Annotated in this window: 24 protein-coding genes; 14 read left to right on the top strand and 10 right to left on the bottom strand. The window is 41.2% G+C overall.

Going from position 1 to position 23603, the window contains the following annotated elements:
* The first annotated feature begins 195 nt into the window (after positions 1-195).
* Positions 196-567: a hypothetical protein gene (locus tag IEY13_RS27990; RefSeq protein WP_188958738.1), complete on the top strand. Its 372-nt coding sequence runs from the start codon at positions 196-198 to the stop codon at positions 565-567.
* 136 nt (positions 568-703) lie between these two features.
* Positions 704-1033 carry a hypothetical protein gene (locus IEY13_RS27985; RefSeq protein WP_188958736.1) on the top strand — a complete coding sequence of 110 codons (330 nt, stop codon included), beginning with the start codon at positions 704-706 and terminating at the stop codon, positions 1031-1033.
* Positions 1034-1108: 75 nt separating this feature from the next.
* Here the strand turns inward: IEY13_RS27985 and IEY13_RS27980 are convergent, their stop codons facing one another.
* Both IEY13_RS27980 and IEY13_RS27975 read right to left on the bottom strand, forming a co-directional pair.
* Positions 1109-1528, bottom strand: coding sequence for a hypothetical protein (locus IEY13_RS27980; protein ID WP_188958735.1), 420 nt, complete (start codon positions 1526-1528; stop codon positions 1109-1111).
* Between the two features lie 84 nt (positions 1529-1612).
* A complete protein-coding gene (locus IEY13_RS27975) occupies positions 1613-1759 on the bottom strand; it encodes a hypothetical protein (RefSeq protein WP_188958733.1) in 147 nt (48 codons plus the stop codon).
* A gap of 359 nt (positions 1760-2118) precedes the next feature.
* Here IEY13_RS27975 and IEY13_RS27970 point away from each other — a divergent pair, with 359 nt between their 5' ends.
* Together IEY13_RS27970 and IEY13_RS27965 are read left to right on the top strand one after the other, a co-directional pair.
* Positions 2119-2391 (top strand): hypothetical protein, encoded by a 273-nt coding sequence (locus tag IEY13_RS27970; RefSeq protein ID WP_188958731.1) that lies wholly within the window; start codon positions 2119-2121, stop codon positions 2389-2391.
* Positions 2392-2416: 25 nt separating this feature from the next.
* Positions 2417-3151, top strand: coding sequence for a ThuA domain-containing protein (locus IEY13_RS27965; RefSeq protein ID WP_188958729.1), 735 nt, complete (start codon positions 2417-2419; stop codon positions 3149-3151).
* An 84-nt stretch (positions 3152-3235) separates the two neighbouring features.
* On the opposite strand, the gene rbp is transcribed toward IEY13_RS27965, so the two are convergent.
* Both rbp and IEY13_RS27955 read right to left on the bottom strand, forming a co-directional pair.
* A complete protein-coding gene (gene rbp, locus IEY13_RS27960; RefSeq protein WP_188958727.1) occupies positions 3236-3523 on the bottom strand; it encodes an RNA-binding regulator in 288 nt (95 codons plus the stop codon).
* Between the two features lie 298 nt (positions 3524-3821).
* Positions 3822-4160: a hypothetical protein gene (locus IEY13_RS27955; RefSeq protein ID WP_188958725.1), complete on the bottom strand. Its 339-nt coding sequence runs from the start codon at positions 4158-4160 to the stop codon at positions 3822-3824.
* Positions 4161-4231: 71 nt separating this feature from the next.
* Here IEY13_RS27955 and IEY13_RS27950 point away from each other — a divergent pair, with 71 nt between their 5' ends.
* Positions 4232-4759, top strand: coding sequence for a phosphoribosylaminoimidazolesuccinocarboxamide synthase (locus IEY13_RS27950; protein WP_188958723.1), 528 nt, complete (start codon positions 4232-4234; stop codon positions 4757-4759).
* A 16-nt stretch (positions 4760-4775) separates the two neighbouring features.
* Here the strand turns inward: IEY13_RS27950 and IEY13_RS27945 are convergent, their stop codons facing one another.
* Entirely contained in the window at positions 4776-5594 is an 819-nt protein-coding gene (locus IEY13_RS27945; protein WP_188958721.1) for a hypothetical protein, read from the bottom strand.
* A 434-nt stretch (positions 5595-6028) separates the two neighbouring features.
* On the opposite strand from IEY13_RS27945, the gene IEY13_RS27940 reads away from it, so the two are divergent.
* From IEY13_RS27940 to IEY13_RS27930, 3 genes are all read left to right on the top strand, one after another.
* A complete protein-coding gene (locus tag IEY13_RS27940; protein ID WP_188958719.1) occupies positions 6029-7948 on the top strand; it encodes a sensor histidine kinase in 1920 nt (639 codons plus the stop codon).
* 21 nt (positions 7949-7969) lie between these two features.
* A complete protein-coding gene (locus IEY13_RS27935) occupies positions 7970-9016 on the top strand; it encodes a nucleoid-associated protein (protein WP_188958717.1) in 1047 nt (348 codons plus the stop codon).
* 65 nt (positions 9017-9081) lie between these two features.
* Positions 9082-9243 (top strand): DUF1328 family protein, encoded by a 162-nt coding sequence (locus tag IEY13_RS27930; protein ID WP_146828870.1) that lies wholly within the window; start codon positions 9082-9084, stop codon positions 9241-9243.
* Here IEY13_RS27930 and IEY13_RS27925 read toward each other — a convergent pair.
* The 3 genes from IEY13_RS27925 to IEY13_RS27915 form a co-directional block, all read right to left on the bottom strand.
* A complete protein-coding gene (locus IEY13_RS27925) occupies positions 9240-10142 on the bottom strand; it encodes a DUF72 domain-containing protein (protein ID WP_188958715.1) in 903 nt (300 codons plus the stop codon). The two genes, IEY13_RS27930 and IEY13_RS27925, sit on opposite strands and share 4 nt — an antisense overlap.
* Positions 10143-10222: 80 nt before the next feature.
* Positions 10223-11305, bottom strand: coding sequence for a mannose-1-phosphate guanylyltransferase (locus IEY13_RS27920; protein WP_188958713.1), 1083 nt, complete (start codon positions 11303-11305; stop codon positions 10223-10225).
* A 27-nt stretch (positions 11306-11332) separates the two neighbouring features.
* The gene (locus IEY13_RS27915; protein WP_188958711.1) at positions 11333-12298 is read right to left on the bottom strand and encodes a KpsF/GutQ family sugar-phosphate isomerase; all 966 of its coding nucleotides are present in this window, start codon (positions 12296-12298) and stop codon (positions 11333-11335) included.
* Positions 12299-12488: 190 nt separating this feature from the next.
* On the opposite strand from IEY13_RS27915, the gene recQ reads away from it, so the two are divergent.
* The 4 genes from recQ (at position 12489) to IEY13_RS27895 (ending at position 17515) form a co-directional block, all read left to right on the top strand.
* Positions 12489-14801 carry a DNA helicase RecQ gene (gene recQ, locus IEY13_RS27910; protein ID WP_188958709.1) on the top strand — a complete coding sequence of 771 codons (2313 nt, stop codon included), beginning with the start codon at positions 12489-12491 and terminating at the stop codon, positions 14799-14801.
* Between the two features lie 135 nt (positions 14802-14936).
* Positions 14937-15413 carry an ExbD/TolR family protein gene (locus tag IEY13_RS27905; RefSeq protein WP_188958707.1) on the top strand — a complete coding sequence of 159 codons (477 nt, stop codon included), beginning with the start codon at positions 14937-14939 and terminating at the stop codon, positions 15411-15413.
* Positions 15414-15900: 487 nt separating this feature from the next.
* Positions 15901-16158, top strand: a complete 258-nt coding sequence (locus IEY13_RS27900) for a hypothetical protein (protein ID WP_188958704.1) — start codon at positions 15901-15903, stop codon at positions 16156-16158.
* A gap of 139 nt (positions 16159-16297) precedes the next feature.
* Positions 16298-17515, top strand: coding sequence for a chromate transporter (locus tag IEY13_RS27895; RefSeq protein ID WP_229688050.1), 1218 nt, complete (start codon positions 16298-16300; stop codon positions 17513-17515).
* Between the two features lie 46 nt (positions 17516-17561).
* Here IEY13_RS27895 and nadD read toward each other — a convergent pair whose 3' ends face one another.
* Both nadD and IEY13_RS27885 read right to left on the bottom strand, forming a co-directional pair.
* Complete coding sequence (gene nadD, locus IEY13_RS27890; RefSeq protein WP_188958700.1) at positions 17562-18131, bottom strand: nicotinate (nicotinamide) nucleotide adenylyltransferase; 570 nt, start codon at positions 18129-18131, stop codon at positions 17562-17564.
* A 10-nt stretch (positions 18132-18141) separates the two neighbouring features.
* The gene (locus IEY13_RS27885) at positions 18142-18369 is read right to left on the bottom strand and encodes a FeoA family protein (RefSeq protein ID WP_188958698.1); all 228 of its coding nucleotides are present in this window, start codon (positions 18367-18369) and stop codon (positions 18142-18144) included.
* Positions 18370-18446: 77 nt separating this feature from the next.
* Here IEY13_RS27885 and ybeY point away from each other — a divergent pair, with 77 nt between their 5' ends.
* Both ybeY and mnmG read left to right on the top strand, forming a co-directional pair.
* Positions 18447-18881 carry an rRNA maturation RNase YbeY gene (ybeY, locus tag IEY13_RS27880; RefSeq protein WP_229688049.1) on the top strand — a complete coding sequence of 145 codons (435 nt, stop codon included), beginning with the start codon at positions 18447-18449 and terminating at the stop codon, positions 18879-18881.
* Positions 18882-21677: 2796 nt separating this feature from the next.
* Positions 21678-23546 (top strand): tRNA uridine-5-carboxymethylaminomethyl(34) synthesis enzyme MnmG, encoded by a 1869-nt coding sequence (gene mnmG / locus IEY13_RS27875; RefSeq protein WP_188958692.1) that lies wholly within the window; start codon positions 21678-21680, stop codon positions 23544-23546.
* The last annotated feature ends 57 nt before the right edge of the window (positions 23547-23603 follow it).

Raw genomic sequence — 23603 nt, 5'->3', positions numbered from 1 at the left:
GGTGTAGTTATCAAAAAAATAACAGTTACCGGTAAGGAAACTTTACCGGTGATAACCGGTTGTTTAGCAGCAGATTGCTTATCGGCATCCCTTAAACAATCTATATGGTAAGGTAGGCGTTTTGCTTCATTTTACGGTTTTTAACAGTTCAATCAATACAGTTCACCGATAACAAACGTAGATTTGCGGAGTATTATGAAAAAATTGTCGGCCTTTATATTAACTCTGATATACCTCTCCTTTACGGTAGGTGTAGCCAGCGATACTCCCTGGTCAGAGGCTGACGCGTTTTCTGATGCTTCTACTTACTTTTTCACCGGTGACAGCGCTAACGACGATAGCAACTTTGTTGCTATGGAAGATGGCGGCCAGGGTATTAAAGCAAATTCTCACCATACGCCTGCTCCGGGTAAAATTAAAATGCCCCGTGCCGGTGTTGCCACCAACCGTTTTGTTTCTTATTCTCCTATCTCCGTAGGAAATTATACAGTTAAGCACTTTACCCGCCAGACTGATGCCGGCCCTCCCGCCGCTCTTTACATCAGACACTGCGTGCTTCTGATCTGATTCTTATTACCATAACCCATTTTACAGGGGAATTACTGCCAGGACTATCCCGACAAAAGCACGGGGTACCACCAGTGGTATAATATGTAATAAAAACACGATAGATCTTATTCTAAAATACTTTTATTGAACAGTTATGAAAAAGCAATTCTTCCTTCTGGCAGGCATACTTGCTGTAAGCGTACTTACAGTAGCTGCCCAGGAAAATAAAACCGAAAGACAGGATATTAAAAAAGGTTTTTATTCCATTGGTAATAACGCGGCTAAGCTGCCTTCTCCACAGGCAAAAGCTGCTGAACAATCTGCCGGTACCGTTACTGTACAGAAAGGTTATTACACCATCGGGAATAACGATACAAAATTAGCATCCCCCCGATTGAATGTAGCGAATACTACCAACAACAAAAGGCCCGTGGTACAGAAAGGATTTTATAGCATCGGAAACAACGCAGATAAGTTGAGGTAAAACACGGCCCCTTAAAAAGACGATTGCAGGCAGCAATCGCATTGGCGGCAACCTTTTTTAGGTTGCCGTTTTTATTTAGTCTGCCACCTGCGAATTGGTAAGCCCCTTCAACATAAACTGAATGGTGTGTAAGCCCCGGTAAATATCTTCCATCTTTTCCTGTAGTTTGCCGGTAGTAAATGTATCTTTTAACCACTCGCCTACAATAGGCAATATCACATCCAGTGAAAAGCCGGAAGGCTCATGCCTGAAATCAAACTCTGTAATAGCGGGTAATCCCGCCATGCGCTTTTTCAGCATATCAATAGTTTCGCCACCGGGCAGGTTATGGGTAAACTCCCGTATGGCATTATACTGCTGGCAATACAGCTTATAGTCCAGATCAATAGATCCCGGATCAAACGTACCCGACCGGTTTTGCAGATGATGGTGGATTTTCTCTGTCTGGTACAAAAAGGAATCGAGGCTTATTTTGAGGCTCTGTAGTTGGTTCATAATAGTAATACAGACACTCAAAATACTCCAACGCTTCCGCCTGTAAAAGGTTACGGAGGAAAACAGCAACAAATACACTGTTTTCTACAACTCTCCGGGCGGTATGGTTCCCCGCAAACGGGAAATCACATCCAACCCGATTGCTTTCCACACCAGCGGATCGGTAAACGCATGTAATTCCGGAGGAAGTATCATGCGCATAATAGGTTGTATGTAAGATGCACTTTTCATAAGGTTATACCCCTATAAATTCAAGTACTTTGCCAAACACCCTATTCTGCGGGTTAATCCTATGGGTCAGGTAGCAGCATTTTGAATAACCTTTTAATTATCAGTGCAGAAAATATTAAAACGGAAAATTGCGTGGTTCTGCCATACAGGATCGCGTATCAGCTGTGGACAACCCTACCCAAAAATGTGGAAAAGCCCATATCAAGTCCATGTCTGGTCCATATCAACTCCCTATCAACACCATGGTTTTATCGTTACCACTTCAGTATCTGTATAGGTTCTCCCCGTAGCTCACACGCAGCAACCAGCCATCATTACTTTAACATGCAGGCAATTGACCAATTATTTAATTTTGCAGTATGAAAATCAGTAATGCAGATATTGTACGGTTAACTGAAATCAAACAATATTTACTGGATCCACCACATAGTTTTAAGTTGCACAGAGAAGCTACCGGTTTTATTGAAGAAACACTGTCGATACTCAACAAGTACGCTTTTATAGAAACGCCGTTTTACGATAGCTTTGATGTATTAAGAAATGAGGTGGCTGGTTATGAAAAAGATCCGGTGAACCTGAGGGCTACGCTTATCAAACTCGGAAAATTGATGGGTGGACTTTTTAACCGATAATTGCCAATAAAAACACACCATAACTATGCGATTGTTTGCTTCCATCGGCACTATAGCTGCCGTGTTCCTGGCTGTTTATGCCTGCCAGTCTACCGAACCGGCCCCTGTTAAACGGGTGCTCGTTTTCTCTCTTACCAAAGGCTTTCATCACGCTTCTATTAAAGAGGGTAATGCATTCTTCATGCGCCTGGGTACTCAGCATGGTTTTGTGGCAGATACTACTACAGATGCAGGTATATTTACTACCGACAACCTCAAAACGTACAGTGCGGTAGTGTGGCTAAACACTACCGGCGATGTGCTGAACCCTGCGCAGCAGGCGGCTTTTGAAAAATACATTCAGGCGGGCGGTGGTTATGTAGGCATTCACGCTGCTACCGATACCGAGTTTGACTGGCCATGGTATAACAAGCTGGCAGGTGCTTATTTTGTAAGTCACCCGCATATTCAAACCGCTAAAATCATCACCCTCAATAAAACCTTCCCGGCCACATCGTTTTTACCGGATTCGTTTTACCATAAAGATGAGTTCTACGATTTTAAATCGGTAAATACTTCCGGCCTTCAGTTTCTGATACGGGTAGATGAAAAAAGTTATCAGGGCGGAAAAATGGGCGACTTTCACCCGCTGGCCTGGTATCATGAGTATGATGGTGGCAGGGCTTTTTATTCCAACTTCGGCCATATGCCCGAAACTTTCAGCGATACCATGCTAACGCAACACTTCTGGCAGGGTTTACAATGGAGCATGAAAGAATAACTATCAGTTATCCGCGCAAACAAAGAGGCCGTTCTGCAATTGCAGAACGGCCTCTCTAGTAAGTTCTCCGTGAAACTTAAGCTCTTACCAACGGTTGTTGTTAGAGTAAGAAGATCTTGGCTTCTTCTCTTCTCTTGGTTTAGCTTCGTTCACTCTCATAGAGCGACCTTCAACGCTAGCGCCATCCAGACCGCTGATAGCTGCTTCAGCAGAAGCCTGATCAGGCATTTCAACAAAACCAAAACCACGGCTACGGCCAGTTTCTCTGTCTATGATTACTTTAGCGGATGTTACTTCGCCATATTCTTCGAAATAAGCTCTTAAGTCTTCATCCTGCACGTTGAAGCTTAAATTTGAAACGTAAATGTTCATTACTAAATATTAAAAAAATAAAACAAAATTATCTGAGGCAAAAGCAGGAGTAAAAGAAAGCTAACTATTATCAGGACAATTCACTTACAAAATGCTGAAAACTCAAATTATTAACGCACACGAAGGTACGGAATAAAATAACATCTTTTGTTAAGCTTACATTGCCTTTGTCAGATATCTACAAGTTTTCCCAATCAGTCAACCTTTCTTTCTGTACAAACTGCCGCAGTGGCATTATCACAAAACATGCCAGTAATAGCTGCTTCTATAGGGCATGCATCCGTTACCCGCCATGTTTTTAATTGATTTCCAGTAGTTTACCTATCTCTGCTGCCCGGTCAGAAACTATTCCATCTCCTTCATACCATGTTTCCGTTCCTGTAGCATCCGTTTGGGAGTAAAGCGTAATATTACCTTCCTCCCCTGCCAGAAATACGGTGAACAAAGGTCCCACATCGGTACAATTCATATATACACGGGTTTGCTCACCTGTGGGATATGGTATAAACAGTTCTTTTTCTTTGCAACGCATGGTATTTGCTTTACCCTGTATTACTAAAAATACATGCCGTAAAAACATATAACCCGGCAGTGAGGCAACACAACCTTTACCACCACCACCGTTTTCTGCCCGCAAACAGTGTTACTCCGTTGCCCATAGAGAATAAGCACAGATTTTGTATTTTACAAAGTAGCCGTTTATATGTTATGCAAACACTTACTGAAGAAAACGAAGCACTGGTAGTTAACGACCTGACCTTTAAAACAAAGACAGGCTACTGTCATATTCTGCCCGATAAAATTGTACTTACCCGTACCGGTATTATCGGCGATATGGCTACGCTCACTTTTGGGCAAAACACTTCCCGCATTTTGTTAATATATTCCGCACTTTGTGTGGGCCTGCTTTATGCAGCCTTCAACGCCATACAGAATGATGTGTACGGGCCGGCACTGATATTTATTTGTATTGCTTCTTTTCTGGTATACGGTATTATCCGCACTACCAACCATTCCGCTACTCCCGTTATTCTCATAGATAACATCAAACGCATCCAGTTTAAAAATGCAGGCAACGGCATTACCCGCGCTTACTTCACCATTCATTTTGCAGATGAAAACGGCAAGATCAGAAAACGGCTTATAGCCATGCCCGGTGCTATATACAGCGATGAAGATGCCACTGAAAATGCACTGGCCATTATGAAAAGCCGGTTTGAAATAACCGAAGGGTAACCTGTGTTACAGGAACTTACTTATGCTGCCTCTCCCAGTCTTTTACAGTAAGGGTTACCAGTTCATCTTTTTCGCAATCCCATATAGAAACGTAGGATTTGGATATTACCATGTGCTTTCGCCAGTTGGCACATTTGCCATAAAGCATAACTGTAGAAATATCTGTAGCAGTTAAGCAGCTGGCCGCACATCCGGAATGATGGTGTACGGTAGTAATGGGCTCGTCATCTTTGCCCTCCCGGTAATTGAGCGGAATGGTGTTCTGATGCAGGGCGCGGGTGGTTTGCCACTGATTGGCTTCATCAAAACTAAGCAGGTAATCGTTACCAAAAACAACAGTGCCATTGCTTCCGGCATCAGCAAACACATACACACGTTTAAAATGCTCATCAATAAAAGGGATAATATTCCAGCGGGTATTGTTGCTTTTTTTAAAGCCCGCATCAGCAACTATCTGTTGCTCTGTCTGTTTTCTTATTGTGTACAGGTCCCGCTCATAAGGGGTAAACAGTCTGTGCGTGCTGTCCATGCTCACTGTTTCCTCCCGGGGGCTACCGGCAAACCATAAGGTAGTAAGTACAACCGGGGTATCTTCCTCAGAAAAAAGAATGCATTTCTGGCCACCAGCTTCTTCATAAGAAAAGAAACCAGCGGTAGCAAACTTCCGGTCATCCTGCTGCATCAGCCAGTTTTCAGTTATTCTGCCCACCAGCCTGGCGTTCAACAGCCTTTTCGCCTCCGTTACAATGGAGTCGTTATTAAAACGCTGATACGATTGTGCCCGGGTAACCCCACAGGCAATACACATAGCAATAATGGCAAACAGTTTTCTCATGGGGGGATGAATTTTAAAAACAGTAGTTGGATTACTGTTCTAAATATAAGCATATTCAGAATCAATTGGTTACCGGAAGAGTGCTAATTGAGAGATTAATTGCATTTTAAGGTGGATGAGTTTTGCATTTTGGTAAAAAATGCTTCATTTGGACTAATTTTTGGTTTGTTTTTTCAGACGCGCCGTTAGGGATTCCGCTTTTGCAATCGCTAACAAAGCATTTGTACGCCGGCTTATGGCTTTGCCCTTCAGCGATTTGTGCACCGGTGGAACCTAACGGAAGCGCCTTACCACTATAGCATTACTCAACCCTGTTATATAACTGTACTGCACACCCTTATTTACCTGATATGGCATTTCTGCAACGTACTTATCATTTATCTGTAACAACTATGGTTGTTTTTCAACACTTGTTTGCAGGCAAAAAGCCGCCAATGCGAATGAAAAAATGGTGGGTAGTGTTCTCTGCTGTGCTTTTGAATATAAGTATGGCTAGTACGCTGCTGGCCAGCGATAGTACCATTATAGTAACCAGCCGCCAGTCTGAATATTCATTCCATTCTAATAACTGGCTAATGTACAAGACAAACAATAGCCATCTCCCTTTTTCTTCCGTATTGCAGCAGTATGCTGAAAACAGGTTTTCACCCGTAAAGGCTGCGGTATTAAACGGAGGTATTGCTAAGAAGTATTATTGGTTTCATTTTGCCATAAGGAATGAGGACACGGTGAGCAATCAGATGGTAATTGATATTCAAAGCCCGCGTTTAAATGAACTGGAGTTGTTTGAAGTAAGTACAGACAGTTCCCGATCGCTGGGTAAACTGGGTGATTTTTATCCTTTTGAGGAAAGGGGTTTGCTGCACAAAAATTTTCAATACGTTATCTCTCTGGATAAGGCTGAAAAGAAGGAGTATTTTCTGTACGTAAATCAGATAGGCCATACGCTGTTGCTACCCATACGGGTATACAAACGAAAAGCCTTTGAAAGCACCGTTAACCAGAATTACCTTACAGATGGTATTACCTACGGGTTACTGTTGTTTGTAACCATTTTCAGTTTTCTGTTTTACATCAACACCCGGCACAAACTGTACTTGTATTACGGGCTTTACATACTCACTTCCATTATCTGGTTCCTCGGTTACTTTGGACTGGGTTTTGAATTTGTCTGGAACGATTACCCTGCACTCAACACCATGATAGCGCCGGTGTTTTCATCGCTGAACATGCTCCTGAACATTCAGATAAGTCAGGTATTGCTGGATACCAGGAACCGCCACCCCTGGCTGTGTAAAATAGGAAACCTGTGTAAAGCAGGTTTGATAGTCGTAGCCATTGTGCCTTTATTTGTAAATCTTAATAACCACAGCTTTGCTGTAAATAATGCCTACCTCTCGGTTTTCCTTACCGTTATTCTCATAAGCATACTGGTGGTACTGTATTCTCTTATTGCCAGTCTGGTTAAAGGCACGGCAGCAGCCAGGTATTACTTTATAGCCAGTATTATTAAAGTATCCGGCATTTTTAATCTGGCCCTGCTGGAGTGGGGTTTAGCGCCCGCCTCTTTTTATACAGAAACCATGTTGCAGAGCGGCATTCTCATTGAAATTGTTTTACTTACTTATGCTATTGCCAGAAGATATACTTCTTATAAAATAAGAACCTACCGCAAAATTATACAGGCCCAGGAAAGTGAACGGTTCAATACTGCCAAAGAAATTCATGATGGCATTTCAGGAACACTTACAGCCATCCGTTTTAATTTATTAAACCTGTCCAGAAATGCAGCGGTAGCTGCTGCCGGCATCAGTCAGAATCTGGTAGCTATAAGTGAAGATGTAGGTACCGCACAGGTAGAAGCCAGAAATATTTCGCATAACCTGATGCCCGCCTATATTAAAAACAATTCTCTGAACCGGGTTATAGATTTATACATCCAGGATATTCAACAGAAAAAGGGTGATCAGCTAGATATTCAGTTTACCTCTAAACACACGGATGAGTATTTTTCTGAAGATGTGCGGCTGAGCATATTCCGTATTATTCAGGAAATAATGACCAATATTATTAAACATGCCCAGGCCAGTGCGGTAAATATTGAGTTTATGTACCGTAAAAAAGATCTGCTTATAACAGTAGAAGATAACGGCGTTGGTATAGATACCGAAACCCTGAAAATTAAAAAGGGCATTGGCATACGCAATATCGAAAGTCGGGTACAGCTGTTAAACGGCATTTTTCATATCACCTCCGGCAAAAAAATGCATTCTGAAATGTCCGGAACCGGCACCTATATTTTTATACGTATACCCAATACCCAGCAGTCTAAATGGGAAAGCCGGGATTATTAAGTACAGTATTATCTTCGCAGCATGACCGGTATAGACAGTGTTCAGTTAAAGGAAGTAGTAGTGCATAAAGTGGGTAACCCTACCCGCGGCGAGGAATTAAAGCTATCTGCCAATGCACTTACGCTTAACGATGAAATTGTAGGCAAGCTGCTTACTAAATATTTTCTGGGTTCGTTTAACGAGAACGAGCAATATCATTTTACGCATATCAGTGATGTGGAGTTAAATGAGGTGTTTACCTACGTAGACGAAATTTTTGCCAACCCATCTTCTTTTCTGGCGCAGTCTGCCCTGCTGGCTCATTTTCTCTATACCAAAAGCACGCACGTAAAAGTAAAAGAGGGTGAGTTTTATGTGGCGCACTTTGATGAAGTGCCACTTGGAACGGAATACGTAAAAGCCGTAGGTCTGTTTAAATCTGAAAACAAAGAAACCTTTCTGAAAGTATTTCCGCACGGGCAAAGCCTGGAGGTAATACATGAAGAAGGCATTAATATCAACAAACTGGACAAAGGTTGTCTTATTTTCAGAAAGGACCGGGAAAACGGTTATGTGGTTTGTGTGGTAGATATTACCAATAAACAGCAGGAAACACAATACTGGATGAAGGACTTTTTGCAGATTGAACCGTATGCCGATAGCTACTACCAAACCAATAACTACCTGAGCCTGTGTAAAAACTTTATTACCAAAGAGTATCCGGAAAAGTTTGAGGTGGCCAAAAGCGAGCAGATTGACTTGTTAAACCGCTCCATGGACTACTTTAAAGAGAATGAAACTTTTACTATGGAAAGTTTTGCACAGGAAGTAATGCATCATGAAGAAGTAGTGGATAGTTTTATGGAATATAAGCGCAACTATGAAAGCGCAAAGAATGTGGCCATTGATGATGAATTTGCCATTCACGTTTCAGCGGTTAAACAACAAGCCAAATCGTTCAAAACGGTGCTGAAACTGGACAAAAATTTTCACGTATACATTCATGGCCGCCGCGATCTGATGGAGAGAGGAGTAGATGAAATGAGCGGAAAAAACTACTACAAACTATATTTTGACGAAGAGAGCTAGGCTTTGGCATGCTTTGTGGATTTTTTTGAGTGTTACTCTATTGTTAAACCATAAATGCTAAATCTATGTTACGCTGGACAGTCACCTTTTTAATAGTAGCCATTATCGCTGCTGTTTTCGGTTTCACAGGCATTGCAGCCGGTGCAGCCTCTATTGCTAAAATTTTATTCTTTATCTTCTTAGTGCTTTTCCTGTTATCACTGATAGGTGGCAGAAGGAGTGTTTAAAAAAGGGTTTGCTGTATAAAAGCGGGTTTCTTCAGGTTCAAACCATAAGCCTGATTCAGCTTATCTGCTATATACACTGTTAATTCAGGAGAGTGTGCTTCGTTATGCGTATGTATAAAAAAGTAAATCTCCTGAATTCCTTTTTCTATCCAGTGCCCAAGTCTTTTAACCCATTCATCAATACGGGTATAGTCTGTAGGGTGCAGACTATTTGCCACAAAACGTACAAATGCTACGGGCACGGTCAGGTGCATATGTGCACAATCACGCCTTCCGGCTGTATCGGTAATTACAAAACCTACCTGTTGCTCCTTTAAAAAAGTCAGTAGCTCGTTAAATATAACTGTGTCAGAAAACCAATCAGGATGGCGCACTTCCAGAAAAAACTGTACGTCTTTAGGCAATGAAGCAATGTATCTGAACAAATTATCTCTGCGTGCAGGTGCGTATTTTTCGCTCACCTGCAAAAACACCGGACCCAGATGTTCTGCAAAAGCAACAATACCCGCCAGAAAATTATTAGTGATATCATCTACCTGCTGAAAGGAACTGTAGTGACTAATGGCCTGCGGCACTTTAGGGCAAAACTTAAAGTTGATTCCTTTCGCCTTCTGTGCCCAACGTTCAATCATTTCCGGACTGTACACCTGATAATGGGTAGCATTCAGTTCAATGGCCCCGAAGTGTTGTACGTAGTGGTTTAAAAACTGCGTGTCTTTACTGCCTTTCGGATAAATTTTGCCCAGCCATTCTTTTACACCCCATCTGGGGCTTCCCATATATACTTGTAGTTGCGGATTTCTTTCACTGCGCAGAAGGGTACCGTTCCAGGAAGGTTCGGCAAGAAGAGAAAAATCAATCTCATTTAATTCGCGGGGAGTAACACCTCCAAAATCCATAGTAGCAATTTAACAGGATGAAGAATCGTCAGTAACCAGCAGTACATTCTCATTGGTTACTGACGATTCTGTCTCAGGTATTACAAATACTGTTCGCCTTTGTTGCGTTTAACTTCGGCTACGTATTCTTTTATTTCCTGTTCTTTATCTTTTTTACAAACCAGCAGCACATCTTCTGTGTCTACTACAATAAAGTCGTCAAGGCCCTGCAACAACAGCAATTTGTTATCAGGCGCGCTGATCATACATTTGGTAGAATCTACAATCATCACATTCTCACCGGCAACTGCATTGCCCAGATAATCTTTTTCCAGGTTATCGTAAGCGCTGTTCCAGGTACCCAGATCGCTCCATCCAAATGAAGCAGGAATCAGGTATACGTTATCTGCCTTTTCCATGATTGCGTAGTCTATGGAAATATTAGTACACTGTGGATAGATTCTTTCAATAGCTGCCTTTTCTTCCGGAGTATTGAATTTTTCTTTTTCTGTTGCAAACAGTTCATTCATTTCAGGCTGATACTTCTCAAATGCCTTGATAATGCTGCTTACCTGCCAGATGAAGATGCCTGCATTCCATAAAAAGTCGCCACTGGCAATAAACGTTTTAGCTATTTCCAGATCAGGCTTTTCAGTAAATACTTTTACCTTATACATATTTTCTGCAACCGGCATGGTTTCATGTTGTATATAACCATAACCAGTATTAGGGTAAGTAGGTTTAATACCCAGTGTAACAAAAGACTTCATGTGAGCTGCAAAGTCCAATGCCTGCAGGGTTACTTTCTCAAAAGTATCTGTATCCAGCACCAGGTGATCGCTGGGGGCTACCACCAGAGAAGCTTCCGGATCTTTCTGAGCAATTTTATAAGAAATATATGCTACGCAGGGAGCTGTGTTTTTACGGCTGGGCTCAGCAACAATATTATCGGGGTTGATACCAGGCAGCTGCTCTTTTACAATATCCACATACTCTTCAGAAGTAACGATATAGATATTTTCTGTAGGAATGAAATTGGTAAACCGATCAAATGTCCATTGGATCAGGGTTTTTCCACTATTCAGGATATCAAGAAACTGCTTAGGATAACTGGTTCTGCTTTTAGGCCAGAAGCGGCTACCAATGCCGCCAGCCATAATAGCTACATAATGATGTTGGTTCATGCGATGTTATTGTTTCTAATTAGGCGTTTAAAGTATTCCCTCCCGTACCAGGTCATGTAAGTGCAAAACACCCAGATACTTGCCTTGCTCATTTACCACCATCAGCTGACTGATGTCGAATTTGCGCAATACTTCAAGTGCGTCTACTGCCAGGGTTTCCGGTTGAACGGTTTTAGGATTGTTATTAAAAATGTCTTTTGCTTTTACTGTGCTGATGTCGTCTGTTGACTCCAGCATTCTTCTTACGTCGCCGTCTGTTATAATTCCTTTCAATAGTTCGTTTTCATCTACTACCGCAGTCGTTCCCAATCTGCTTTTGGAAATAACCATAATTACTTCTTTCAAACTGGACGAGGGGAAAACTGACGGTTGTGCGTTTTGCGGGTACAAATCTGCGACCCTCAAATATAAGCGCTTTCCCAGATTTCCACCGGGGTGGTACTTAGCAAAATCTCTGCCGGTAAACCCATTCATCTTCATCAGGCATACTGCAATAGTATCGCCCATCACCATTTGTGCGGTAGTACTGCAGGTAGGTGCCAGATTATTAGGGCAGGCTTCCTGGCTCACAGTAGTATTTAATATAATGTCTGATTCACGTGCCAGGTAAGAATCTGTTTTACCTACCATGCCTATCAGTTTGTTGCCGAAGTTTTTGATCAGGGGTACCAGCACTTTAATTTCCGGGCTTTCTCCACTTTTGCTTATTACCATTACTACATCTTCTAACTGAATCATTCCCAGATCGCCATGAATAGCGTCTGCGGCATGCATAAACAGGCTGGGTGTGCCGGTAGAATTGAGTGTGGCCACAATTTTCTGCCCTACAATAGCACTTTTACCAATGCCACTGATTACCACACGGCCTCTGGAATGATGTATGGTTTCCAGTGCATTTTCGAAAGACTTGTCAATAAAATTTGCCAGTCCGCTTATAGATTCAGCCTCTAACTGAATGGTTTTTAACGCGGTATGTAAAATTTCCACATTCATGGCCCCAAAGGTAAACTTTAACATCAAAGACTTCCCCAATAACCTTATACTTAGTAACTTCGCTACCCCCTTTTTGCATACAGTCCACACCTATTAACGGCACCACCCTGTTACATAATTATTTATAAACAACAGACATCACAATCAAAAGCATCCTACTGGTGTGCGTAAAGGGAAATAATTGAAAAAAATGGCAACAAGTACAAAAAAATCGTCTTCCGGCGCTGCCCCCGGCAAAGGAAAGACAACAATATCCCCTAAAAAAGCCACTGCCCAAAGGGCAAAACCAAAGGACAGTAACGCTGCCCACACCTTCGATATTCACGCTGCTATTCAGGAGCATTTCGGTTTCAGCCAATTCAAAGGCCGCCAGATAGAAGCTATCAACAGCCTGCTTAACGGAAACGACACTTTTGTAATCATGCCCACCGGCGGAGGAAAAAGTTTATGTTACCAGCTGCCGGCCATGATACTGGAAGGTTGTGCCATTGTGGTAAGCCCACTGATAGCCCTGATGAAAAACCAGGTAGATCTGGTAAGAGGTTACAGTGAAAAAGACAACGTAGCACACTTTTTAAACTCGTCTTTAAATAAAGCGCAGATCCGGGAAGTAAAAGAAGATTTACTGGCCGGTAAAACCAAATTATTATACGTAGCCCCGGAAACACTGACCAAACAGGAGAATCTGGATTTTTTCAGTGATCTGAAGATTTCCTTCTTTGCAGTGGATGAAGCACACTGTATATCTGAGTGGGGACATGATTTCCGTCCGGAATACAGACGTTTACGGGAAATGATGGAGATTATAAATCCTGATATTCCCATGATTGCACTTACCGCCACTGCTACCCCTAAAGTACAGAGCGATATTGTGAAAAACCTGGGACTGCGCGAACCGGAAATACTGGTTTCTTCTTTCAACAGAACCAATCTGTATTACGAGATTCAGCCTAAAATAAAAAAGGAACAAACGGTAAAAAGTATTGTCCGCTTCATTACCCAGAGCAAAGGCAAAAGCGGTATTATCTATACCCTTAACCGCAAAACCACAGAAGAACTGGCAGAACTGCTGGTAGCCAACAACATTAAAGCGGTTGCTTATCACGCCGGGCTGGATGCTAAACTACGGGCAGACCGTCAGGATCAGTTTTTAAATGAAGATGTTCAGGTAATTGTAGCCACTATTGCATTTGGAATGGGAATAGATAAACCGGATATCCGGTTTGTAATCCACTTCAACATTCCCAAGTCTATAGAAAACTACTACCAGGAAACCGGTCGTGCTGGGCGTGATGGTTTGGAAGGAAAATGTATTCTTTACTATTCTCATAAAGATGTTGCTAAGCTGGAGCATCTGATGCGTGATAAGCCACTGAGCGAACGTGAAGTAGGTGCTCAACTGATTAACGAAACCGTGGCTTATGCCGAAAGTGCCGTTTGCCGCCGCAAAATTCTGTTGCATTATTTTGGCGAAGTGTGGGATACTGCTAACTGCGGTAACTGCGACAACTGTTTAAATACAAAAGAAAAGGTAGAAGCGAAGGAAGAAGCCGTAAAAGTAATGAAGGCGGTTACCGCACTGGATGAGCGCTTCCCGGCAGAATACGTTATCAATGTACTTACCGGTAAACTTACCCCACAGATAACCATGTTCCGTCATGAAAGTTTACCAGTGTTTGGTACCGGAAAAGACAGAGACGAACATTTCTGGAACAGCCTTATCAGACAGTTATTATTGGAAAACTTCATCAGAAAAGATATTGAAGAATATGGTTTATTGAAGATGGCTCCGGATGGAGAAAAATTCCTGAAAAAGCCGGCTTCTTTCCCGATAGTGCTCAATAACCTGTTTGAAGACGCTAACGAGGATGATGACGAAACAGAAAAAGGTGGAGGCGGTGCAGCTGCTACTGACGATCGCCTTTTTGAGATGCTGAAAGAACTTCGCCAGAAGGAAGCCAAGAAGAAAAGCTTACCTCCGTTTGTTATTTTCCTGGAATCCTCCCTGCAGGATATGGCCACCATGTTCCCTACTACTATTCCTGAACTGGAAAAAATATCAGGTGTAAGCAAGGGTAAGGCCGCCCGTTATGGCAAGCCATTTATCGAGCTGATTTCCAAATATGTAGAGGAAAACAACATTGAGAAGCCGGATGATTTTGTAATGAAAAGCGTTGCTAACAAAAGCAGCAACAAGATTTACATTATCCAGAACGTAGACAAAAAGATTCCGCTGGAAACCATTGCCCGCAACAAAGACTTACGCCTGGATGCTTTGCTGGAAGAAATGGAAACTATTGTAGCCAGTGGTACCAAACTGAATCTGGATTACGCCATAGCGGATTTACTGGATGATGACGATCAGGACGAGATTATGGATTACTTCCGTAATTGCGAAACCTCTTCTCTCCAGCTGGCGCAGGAAGAACTTTCTGATAGCAATTACAACTGGGAGCAGCTAAAAATTATGCGTATTAAGTTTCTGTGTGAGTACGGTAACTAGCCTCGCTCACAACAATATTTACAAACGGGCCGGCTATAATGCCGGCCTTTTGTTTTGCAAAGCATATTCAGGAAGAAATGATTGAATTTTATGGAAAGTCATAGCTGTTACATCTAATTAACAAAACCTACAGTTATGGCTGAAATGATACAATCCACAGGAAAGCAAGGAAATAAACCTGCAAAAAAATCAACACGTGTAGATCTTACTCCAATGGTAGATCTAGGTTTTCTGCTCATTACCTTTTTCATTTTCACTACTACTATGTCAGAACCCAAAGCCATGAAACTGGCGATGCCAGACGATAGTGAAGGGTCTCAAAATGAGGGAGGTGAGGGAAAAACCCTGCAGCTGGAACTGGATGGTAATAATACCATCAGCTATTATTATGGTAATGATAGCCTGCACAAACAAACGACTGATTACTCTGCTTCAGGAATCCGGAAAGTGATACAGGAAAAGCAAAAAGAAATTACCGGAAAGCATGAGGATGTATCTGAAATGATTGTGTTGATATCACCAAAAGATGCGTGTACCTATAGGAATGTAGTAGATATACTGGACGAGATGTTGATTAATGATGTAAAACGATATATGATAATCCAGGGATAAATTAGGGAAAAATATCCCTTACAGTAAGGGGGAAATGTGGGAAAATAAAAAAAATAATGATTTTTTTACCCAGTTTTTTTGCACATATTCCCGCGTTTAATAAATTTATGTATGATTTTAACATAATACTTACTAAATCCCCCTTTCGTATGAAGAAACCCCTTAAGAAGCAGACAGGGATAATGGTTGTGTTCAGCAAAGCGATCAAAACTATCCCCGGTTTATTTGAAACCAAAGAGAAAAAGGAATTTAAGCGATGGAAAAACTTCCTCGCCAATTAGGCTAAGAGTCTGGCTGCATAGGTTATGAGGCCAGACTTTTTAATATCAGGCATTTTATAACTGCTCACCTTCCCGTCTTAATATATATTATTTATATATATTCGTTTCTTCCGGTTTTCCTACGCAGCGAATTGCTTTCCCCTGGCATCATATTTGGATAAATACTGATATTGCTGTTCTCTTAACCTTTTGAAAATGAATATAACATGCATCCTGGAAACATTCAACTTACACTTTTAAATGACGGGCTCGATTTACTGGAAATTGCGGTAAGCAAGCCGGGAGACCTTATTTTGAAAGTACTGGATGTACAGGGCAGAATGGCAAAAACAATTATTGAAAAAGTAGAACAAGGTGCACACGAGTTGTACCTGAATATGACCGATCTGAATACTGGGAATTATGTGTTGAATGCATTTCTGGGGGGAACCTTTATTCAGGCAATCCGGTTTATGAAACCATAGTCTTTCAATTGGGGGTATGTATACTAACCGTCCTGCCTATTTGGGTGGGACTTTTTTATTTTGTTATTTTGAGAATCAACTTATCATACTGCATGGTGAAACATTGGTTTTAATAAGACACATACCGTTTTTAAAAGCGGTGCTGTTACACAGCCTTACCGCTTTTGGTGGCCCGCAGGGTCATTTTAGTATGATGCTTACCACTTTTGTAAGGCAACGCAAAGATGTTACCGAGCAGGAGTTGATAGAATATAATGCTTTTTGTAGTTTACTGCCCGGTGCCTCTTCCACACAAACACTTACGTTAATAGGTTACAAACGCGGCGGTATTCCGCTCGCGGTACTCACGCTGGTAACCTGGTTATTGCCAGCCTGTTCGCTGATGGGAGCGCTTTCGTTTTTATTGGGCTATCTGGATGGCGCATCATTTAATGCACAGATATTTCAGTTTATACAACCTCTTGCGGTGGGATTTATCAGCTTTTCTGCTTTCCGGTTGTTCCGGTTATCTGTTAATAACACCATTACACGGGTTATTATGAGTGTTGCATCACTGCTCGTATATTTTCTTTTTAAATCGCCCTGGATTTTCCCCGGTATTATAATAGCTGCCGGTATTGCTACCAATTTCAGCGATAAGCGGATACCTCAGCAAGGTGTACCACCCAAAAAAATCAAATGGGGAAATATCCTGATCTTTTTATCTCTTTTTATGCTCGCGGGTTTTCTCAGTGAAACAGCCCGTAAAAAAGAGTGGCCCAACCGGGGCGTATATAACCTGTTTGAAAACTTTTACCGCTTTGGCAGCCTGGTATTTGGTGGAGGTGATGTTTTGATGACAATGATGTACGAACAGTATGTAATTCGCCCTAATACAGTACAAGCGGAGAAGAATAACCCCCGGGCGCTCAGAATGACACAAAAAGAGTTTCTTACCGGCTCTGGTATTGTGCGCGCCATGCCCGGACCGGTATTTTCGATAGGATCTTATACCGGTGGTATGTTATTACGCAAAAAGGGGCCTGCCATGCAGGTACTGGGATGTGTAATAGGAACCGTAGCGTTGTTTTTACCCAGTGCGCTGTTGGTACTATTTTTTTTTCCGGTCTGGAACAATCTGAAGAAGTATGCGGTTATTTACCGCTCGCTGGAAGGGATTAATGCAGCAGCGGTTGGAATTATGACGGGCGCTACTTTCTTCCTGATGAAAAATATATCTCTGGACGTTACTGATGGTGTTACCGCTCATGTTATTAATCCACTGGTAATAGCCGGCACCTTTTTATTATTGGTTTACGGGCGCGTAAGGCCTCCATTTATCGTATTAGGCTGTCTTATACTGGGATGGCTGGTATAAGAAGCTAAAACAGGCTCTTTTCGCCCTTTTTGGGGCATCTGATGCGTTATCTGTAATAGCCGTTCTTTTCTATCTCTTCTTTTACGCTTTCCGGCACCACATACCTAAGACTCATCCCTTCCTTTATCATATTCCGTATTTCAGTAGCAGAAATGTTTAACAAAGGAGCTTTTACAAAAGTGCATTGCGCTTTAAAAGTATCCGTTACCGGAAAACCTTCACGTTGGTAAATAATGAAGTGATAGTTTTTAACCAGCAATTCAAAATTCTTCCATTTGGGAAGATTCTGAAAACTATCAGAGCCCATTACGATGGTGAAAGTATACTTTGGATATTTCTCCTGCAGATAAGTAAGTGTATCGATGGTAAAGGATGGTCGGGGTAATTTAAACTCCACATCAGATACCTTGAAGCGCTCGTCGCTATCTATTGCCAGATGAATCAGATTCAGGCGGTCGTATTCATTCAAAAGTGAATGCGCCTTTTTCAGCGGGTTTTGCGGAGATACTACAAACCATATCTGATCTGTCATTTTAAGATTAGCCACATAACTGGCAATAATCAGATGACCGGTATGTACAGGATTGAACGAACCAAAATAAAGCCCAATATTCATGCGGGGAAGTTTATGCTATTTCCTCCACAAAAATATGGTCTGCCTCGTTCAGGCGCAGGCTTAAGTTATACCCGGCCACTGTAATGGAAATAGGATCGCCCAGAGGAGCAATCTGTTCCACCCGGATCATTTCACCTGGTATACATCCCATCTCCATCAATTTGATGAATATATCATCATTCTCGAAAGACTTTATCACTACCTTCTTGCCGATGCCGATCTGAGATAAACGTTTCATGTACAGTAAATATGCGCAAAAGTAGTGCGGCGTATCCGCAAAATCTTACGAATTTTGGAATCCAAATTGTTAATTCATTGAAGAAGGTACATTTCAACTATGCAGACCGAAAACTGCATCTGAAAGGCAAAGAAAAAATAAAGGCCCATATTGTTCACCTGTTTACCAGAGAGAAAAAGAAACTGGAGGAGATCAGGTACATATTCTGTTCAGACGAATACCTGTTGCAGATAAACAAAGATTTTCTACAGCATGATTATTATACCGACATCATCACTTTTGATTTAAGTGAAGGACCTGCTACTACAGCAGAAGTATATATAAGCAGTGACAGGGTTAAAGACAATGCCCTTACACAGGGTACCACCTTTGAGCAGGAAATGCTTCGGGTATTGTTTCACGGTGCACTGCATCTTTGCGGATTCAAGGACAAGAGTAAGGTACAGGCTGCAGAAATGCGTAAAAAGGAAGAGGAGTATCTTCTCTCCTACACCAGGAAAAAGGATAAGTAAAATGCTGTTATACCTAAGAGCCGTTTCTGTTTAAGGAACGGCTTTTTTATTCCTGCTATTTACATCCATCCTTCCTCCTTCATCACTTCCTGTTAATACAACCCTCCGCGTTACTTTCTAGCATCCTAACCAAACAGATAATCCGGTAATAATCCAGACATAAGCCGGAGATAACCCAGTTCTTTATAGACTGGATTATCACTGGGATATTACTGGGTTATCCTCCCTAAAAGGTATCCTTTTACACGGCCCATGCCTGGGCATACGGTAGATTTTCCTACGGGTAAATATTACTTTCAAATGCCTGAAACAATAAATAGCTGATTAATTATGAAGCCTATCCCCTACCAACAGAAACCAGAACGATTGTAACAAGTAGGTAAAGTGCTTCATCTGCAGGAGTATCCATCGGGAGCCTTAGAAGATAATACTGTAGCTATCTGGTTTACTTAACCAGCTTGGTCAAAACAAACAAATTAAACACGGTAACATTTATGTAGCGCCCCCTTTGCTGTTAAGCCGGTAATAATCCCAGCTGAGTAATCACCTGACTTAAGTTGTTTTAACATATGGATGATAGGCGATCTCCACGATTCTTACAGGGTAAAGTTTGATAATTTATTCAACTATTACTTTGCCTATAAGGATCTTACGGTCATCATCAGCAGTTCTGGATAAAAAAACATTTCTGGCAGTATAATTAACACTGAGTAATCGAGATCATAGATTTAAAAATATTCAAGGAACATTGCTTAGCTTAAAGATCTTTATATAGTTCCACGTGAAACAATGAATGAATTGTAAGGTCATCATTAATATCAGATTAGTTAATGTTCATTAATCTCATTCAAGACTATTAGGTATCCTATTTCTAGTGGAGATTATAGCTAGCAAGAAGTTCAATTATATTTCCAGATAGTAAATTAATAGTGTTATTACCATACAAAATCGATTGGCGAATCACTGTCTGGAAAACATACCTATCGGATGGGAGGCATCATCTAAAGGATTGAAAGGAAACAACGAAATTGAATAGTTAACCTGGGTAAATAAAAGATAACTATCTATTGCTTTAACCCGTATGAACTGGCGTATATGTTGGCGGGTAAGATATGCTAAAGCGTCTTTACCAGCTATGGACCCAGAAAGAGGCTTATACTCTTAATTTAAATCTACCGACAGGTGCACATAAAACACATTCAACATTATTACTGCAACATTCTACAATTCATTTAAGGCTTAGACCAAAACATTCTTAGAACATCGCTATCTTCTCATATCAGTCATCCAATCCACCGATGAAAGAAATGTATAGAAGTAAAGCGGATTTAGAAAGACTAAGTAGGTAGAAAACAAGATATTCTACTGAAGCAAACTTTCTATCTATCCATACCATACACTAAACACATAATCACCTAGCTTAATTCAGATAGAAATTGCATACCAACTCTGCATTATTCAGACATATCTAAACCTTATACACCAGTAAAGCGCCTATGGATGATAATATACGTTTCACGTGAAACACTCACTTATGAGTATATCACACATTTACCGCACAAACACTAGATATATCGCATATAAGTGGTCATATAGAATTTAAATTAGAACTCAATACCTACAGGACCTTGCCTACAGTAGATTAATATTATACTACATTCCAAAATAACTCCTATATACCGTAGTGCAATATCCGCGCAGAAAAACCTCGATTACCTTTTTAATCTTATCATCATTTATTAGTATTCTGAAATCTCTTATCGTTACACAAAACCAAGACTCTATACAAAGATCAAAACAACTTTCAATAACTACCCTTCTTCAGAAGTGCAAACCCTTAAAGGTTCCACGTGAAACGGTCATTAGTTGTCTAAAAGAACACCCATAACACTATATAATAACCGACACGAAATAACCGTAATACTTTAAAAGGCATAAAAGATTTTAATAACTACCTATCAATACTATAACTATATTTTCATCACCCAATATCCACGCGCACCCATCTACTATTATTTCAGATCAAACAATCATTATCAATACCTGAGAACACATTTCTAAACAGCAACCTTATATTACATCTTCTAAACACTATCATTATAAGATTTCATTTATTCCTTTAATAAGCTACATATTATAACTATGAAAAACGTTCCACGTGAAACAATAACTATAAAACACATCTCCGAACGGAACTATCCGGCATTCTAAGACTTTAGCGGGAGCTCTACCTTACCGAAAACTACTTCATACTCGAACTTCAGGTTATAACAGGTCATAAGGTATATAATTTCCTACTACTGATTCAACCATGGATTACCCTCAAGCTGGGTAAGAATACCCTACTAATAGAAGTAATACTAACCATATCAATTAAATATTATAACGATTACAACTTATTTACGCGGACGTAGTATAACATTCCACGTAACCTCTACAAACTACTTCATATTTATAGAAGCCATAACGTATATCTGCTCTTCTACTATAGGTTTCAAGTATAAATTACTCTAAAGCTGGGTATAATGCCCTACTAATAGAATTACACTTACCGTCAGCAACAAGCACCTTAATTATTACATCCCATTTACCTACTACCCGCCGGAAGTAATAATAGCGTTCCACGTGAAACAATATTTATGATACTTAAGTAAAGTATTGCTCATTACGTACGTTTCACGTGGAACAATACATACTATTGGTGGCGATAGTTTCACGTGGAACACCTTAAGAACCTTTAATACTTTCATAGTAATAAAGGGTTATATCTTTGCACCTGTAAAAGAAAATTAGCCAATGTTTCCAGATTATGATGTTATAGTAGTTGGGGCTGGCCACGCAGGATGCGAGGCTGCTGCTGCCGCTGCTAATATGGGAAGTAAAGTATTGCTCATTACTATGAACATGCAGACTATTGCTCAAATGAGCTGTAATCCTGCCATGGGAGGTATAGCAAAAGGTCAGATTGTAAGAGAGATAGACGCACTGGGAGGTTATAGTGGAATAGTCACAGACTTAAGTATGATCCAGTTCAGGATGCTGAACCGCAGTAAAGGGCCTGCTATGTGGAGTCCCCGTACACAGAACGACCGTATGTTGTTTGCTGCTACATGGAGAGAGAAGCTGGAACAGACACCAAACGTAGACTTCTATCAGGATATGGTGAGGTCTATTATTGTAAACGGAGATAAAGCCTGTGGTGTAGTTACAGGCCTGGGGCATCATATCAACTCCAAATCGGTAGTTGTAACAAGTGGAACCTTTCTGAACGGTATTATCCATATTGGAGAAAAACAGTTTGGCGGTGGACGGGTGGCAGAAAAAGCTGCCACTGGTATTACTGAACAACTGGTAGAACTGGGCTTCGAAAGCGACAGATTAAAAACCGGTACTCCACCAAGAGTAGATGGCCGCAGTCTGGATTATACTAAGATGGAAGAGCAGAAAGGTGATGAGGAGATTACAGGCTTCTCTTATCTGGATGTACCTAAAATAACTCCTGCCCAACAAAGAAGCTGCTTTATTACCTATACCAATCAACAGGTTCACGATACCTTAAAGACAGGTTTTGATAGAAGCCCCATGTTTACCGGTAGAATTGAAGGCATTGGTCCAAGGTATTGCCCCAGCATAGAAGATAAGATTAACCGGTTTGCGGAGAGAGACAGACACCAGATATTCGTAGAACCAGAAGGTTTTAATACTGTAGAAATATATGTAAATGGCTTCTCTACCTCCTTACCTGAGGACGTACAATACAATGCTATACGTCAAATAGAGGGCTTTGAGAATGTAAGGATATTCCGCCCAGGTTATGCTATTGAGTACGACTACTTCCCACCTACTCAGTTAACCTATTCTCTGGAAACGAAAAGAATACATAACCTGTTCTTTGCAGGCCAGATAAACGGCACCACAGGTTATGAAGAAGCAGCTTGCCAGGGTTTAATAGCAGGTATGAATGCCCACCTGAAAGCTAAAGACCTCCCTCCTTTTATACTTAAAAGAAGTGAAGCCTATATAGGTGTACTCATAGATGACCTTATCAGCAAGGGTACTGAAGAACCTTATCGTATGTTTACCAGTCGCGCTGAATACCGTACGCTGCTTCGTCAGGATAATGCTGACCTTCGTTTAACAGAACTTAGTTATAACCTGGGCCTGGCTTCAGAAGAAAGAATGCAGCGTGTGATAGCTAAAAGAGAAACAGTAGATAAGATTAAACAGCAGCTCTCCACCTTTATGCTGGAGCCTGATGAAGTGAATGGATATCTTACCTCACTGGACTCTTCTCCCCTTACAGAAAAGCAAAAGGCACATAAAGTAGTAACTAGGCCAGATGTAGATCTGTTCTCTTTATCTAAAGCAGTACCACGCCTTGCTGGTGAGCTGGGAGAAAACGATCCGGAGTTTGTGGAGCAGGCTGAAATTCAGGTGAAGTATGGACCTTACATTGAAAAGGAAGAAGAACTGGTAAAGAGAATGGCTCAGATGGAAAACGCTATTATACCGGAGAAGTTTGATTATGATAAAGTAGCCGCCCTTAGTAACGAAGCCCTACAGAAGTTTAAAAAGATAAGGCCTGCCACGCTAGGTCAGGCAAGCAGGATAAGCGGAGTTAATCCCAGCGATGTTCAGATATTAATGGTTTACATGGGAAGGTAAGCCTCTCCCTGATTCCGTTCTTCAAACCCTTAAGTATTAAATAATGCTTAAGGGTTT

It is taken from the genome of Filimonas zeae, from assembly GCF_014641615.1.
Taxonomy (GTDB): domain Bacteria; phylum Bacteroidota; class Bacteroidia; order Chitinophagales; family Chitinophagaceae; genus Filimonas; species Filimonas zeae.
The sequence above is the reverse complement of the archived record's forward strand: the minus strand, read 5'-3'. Positions and strand labels throughout refer to the sequence as shown.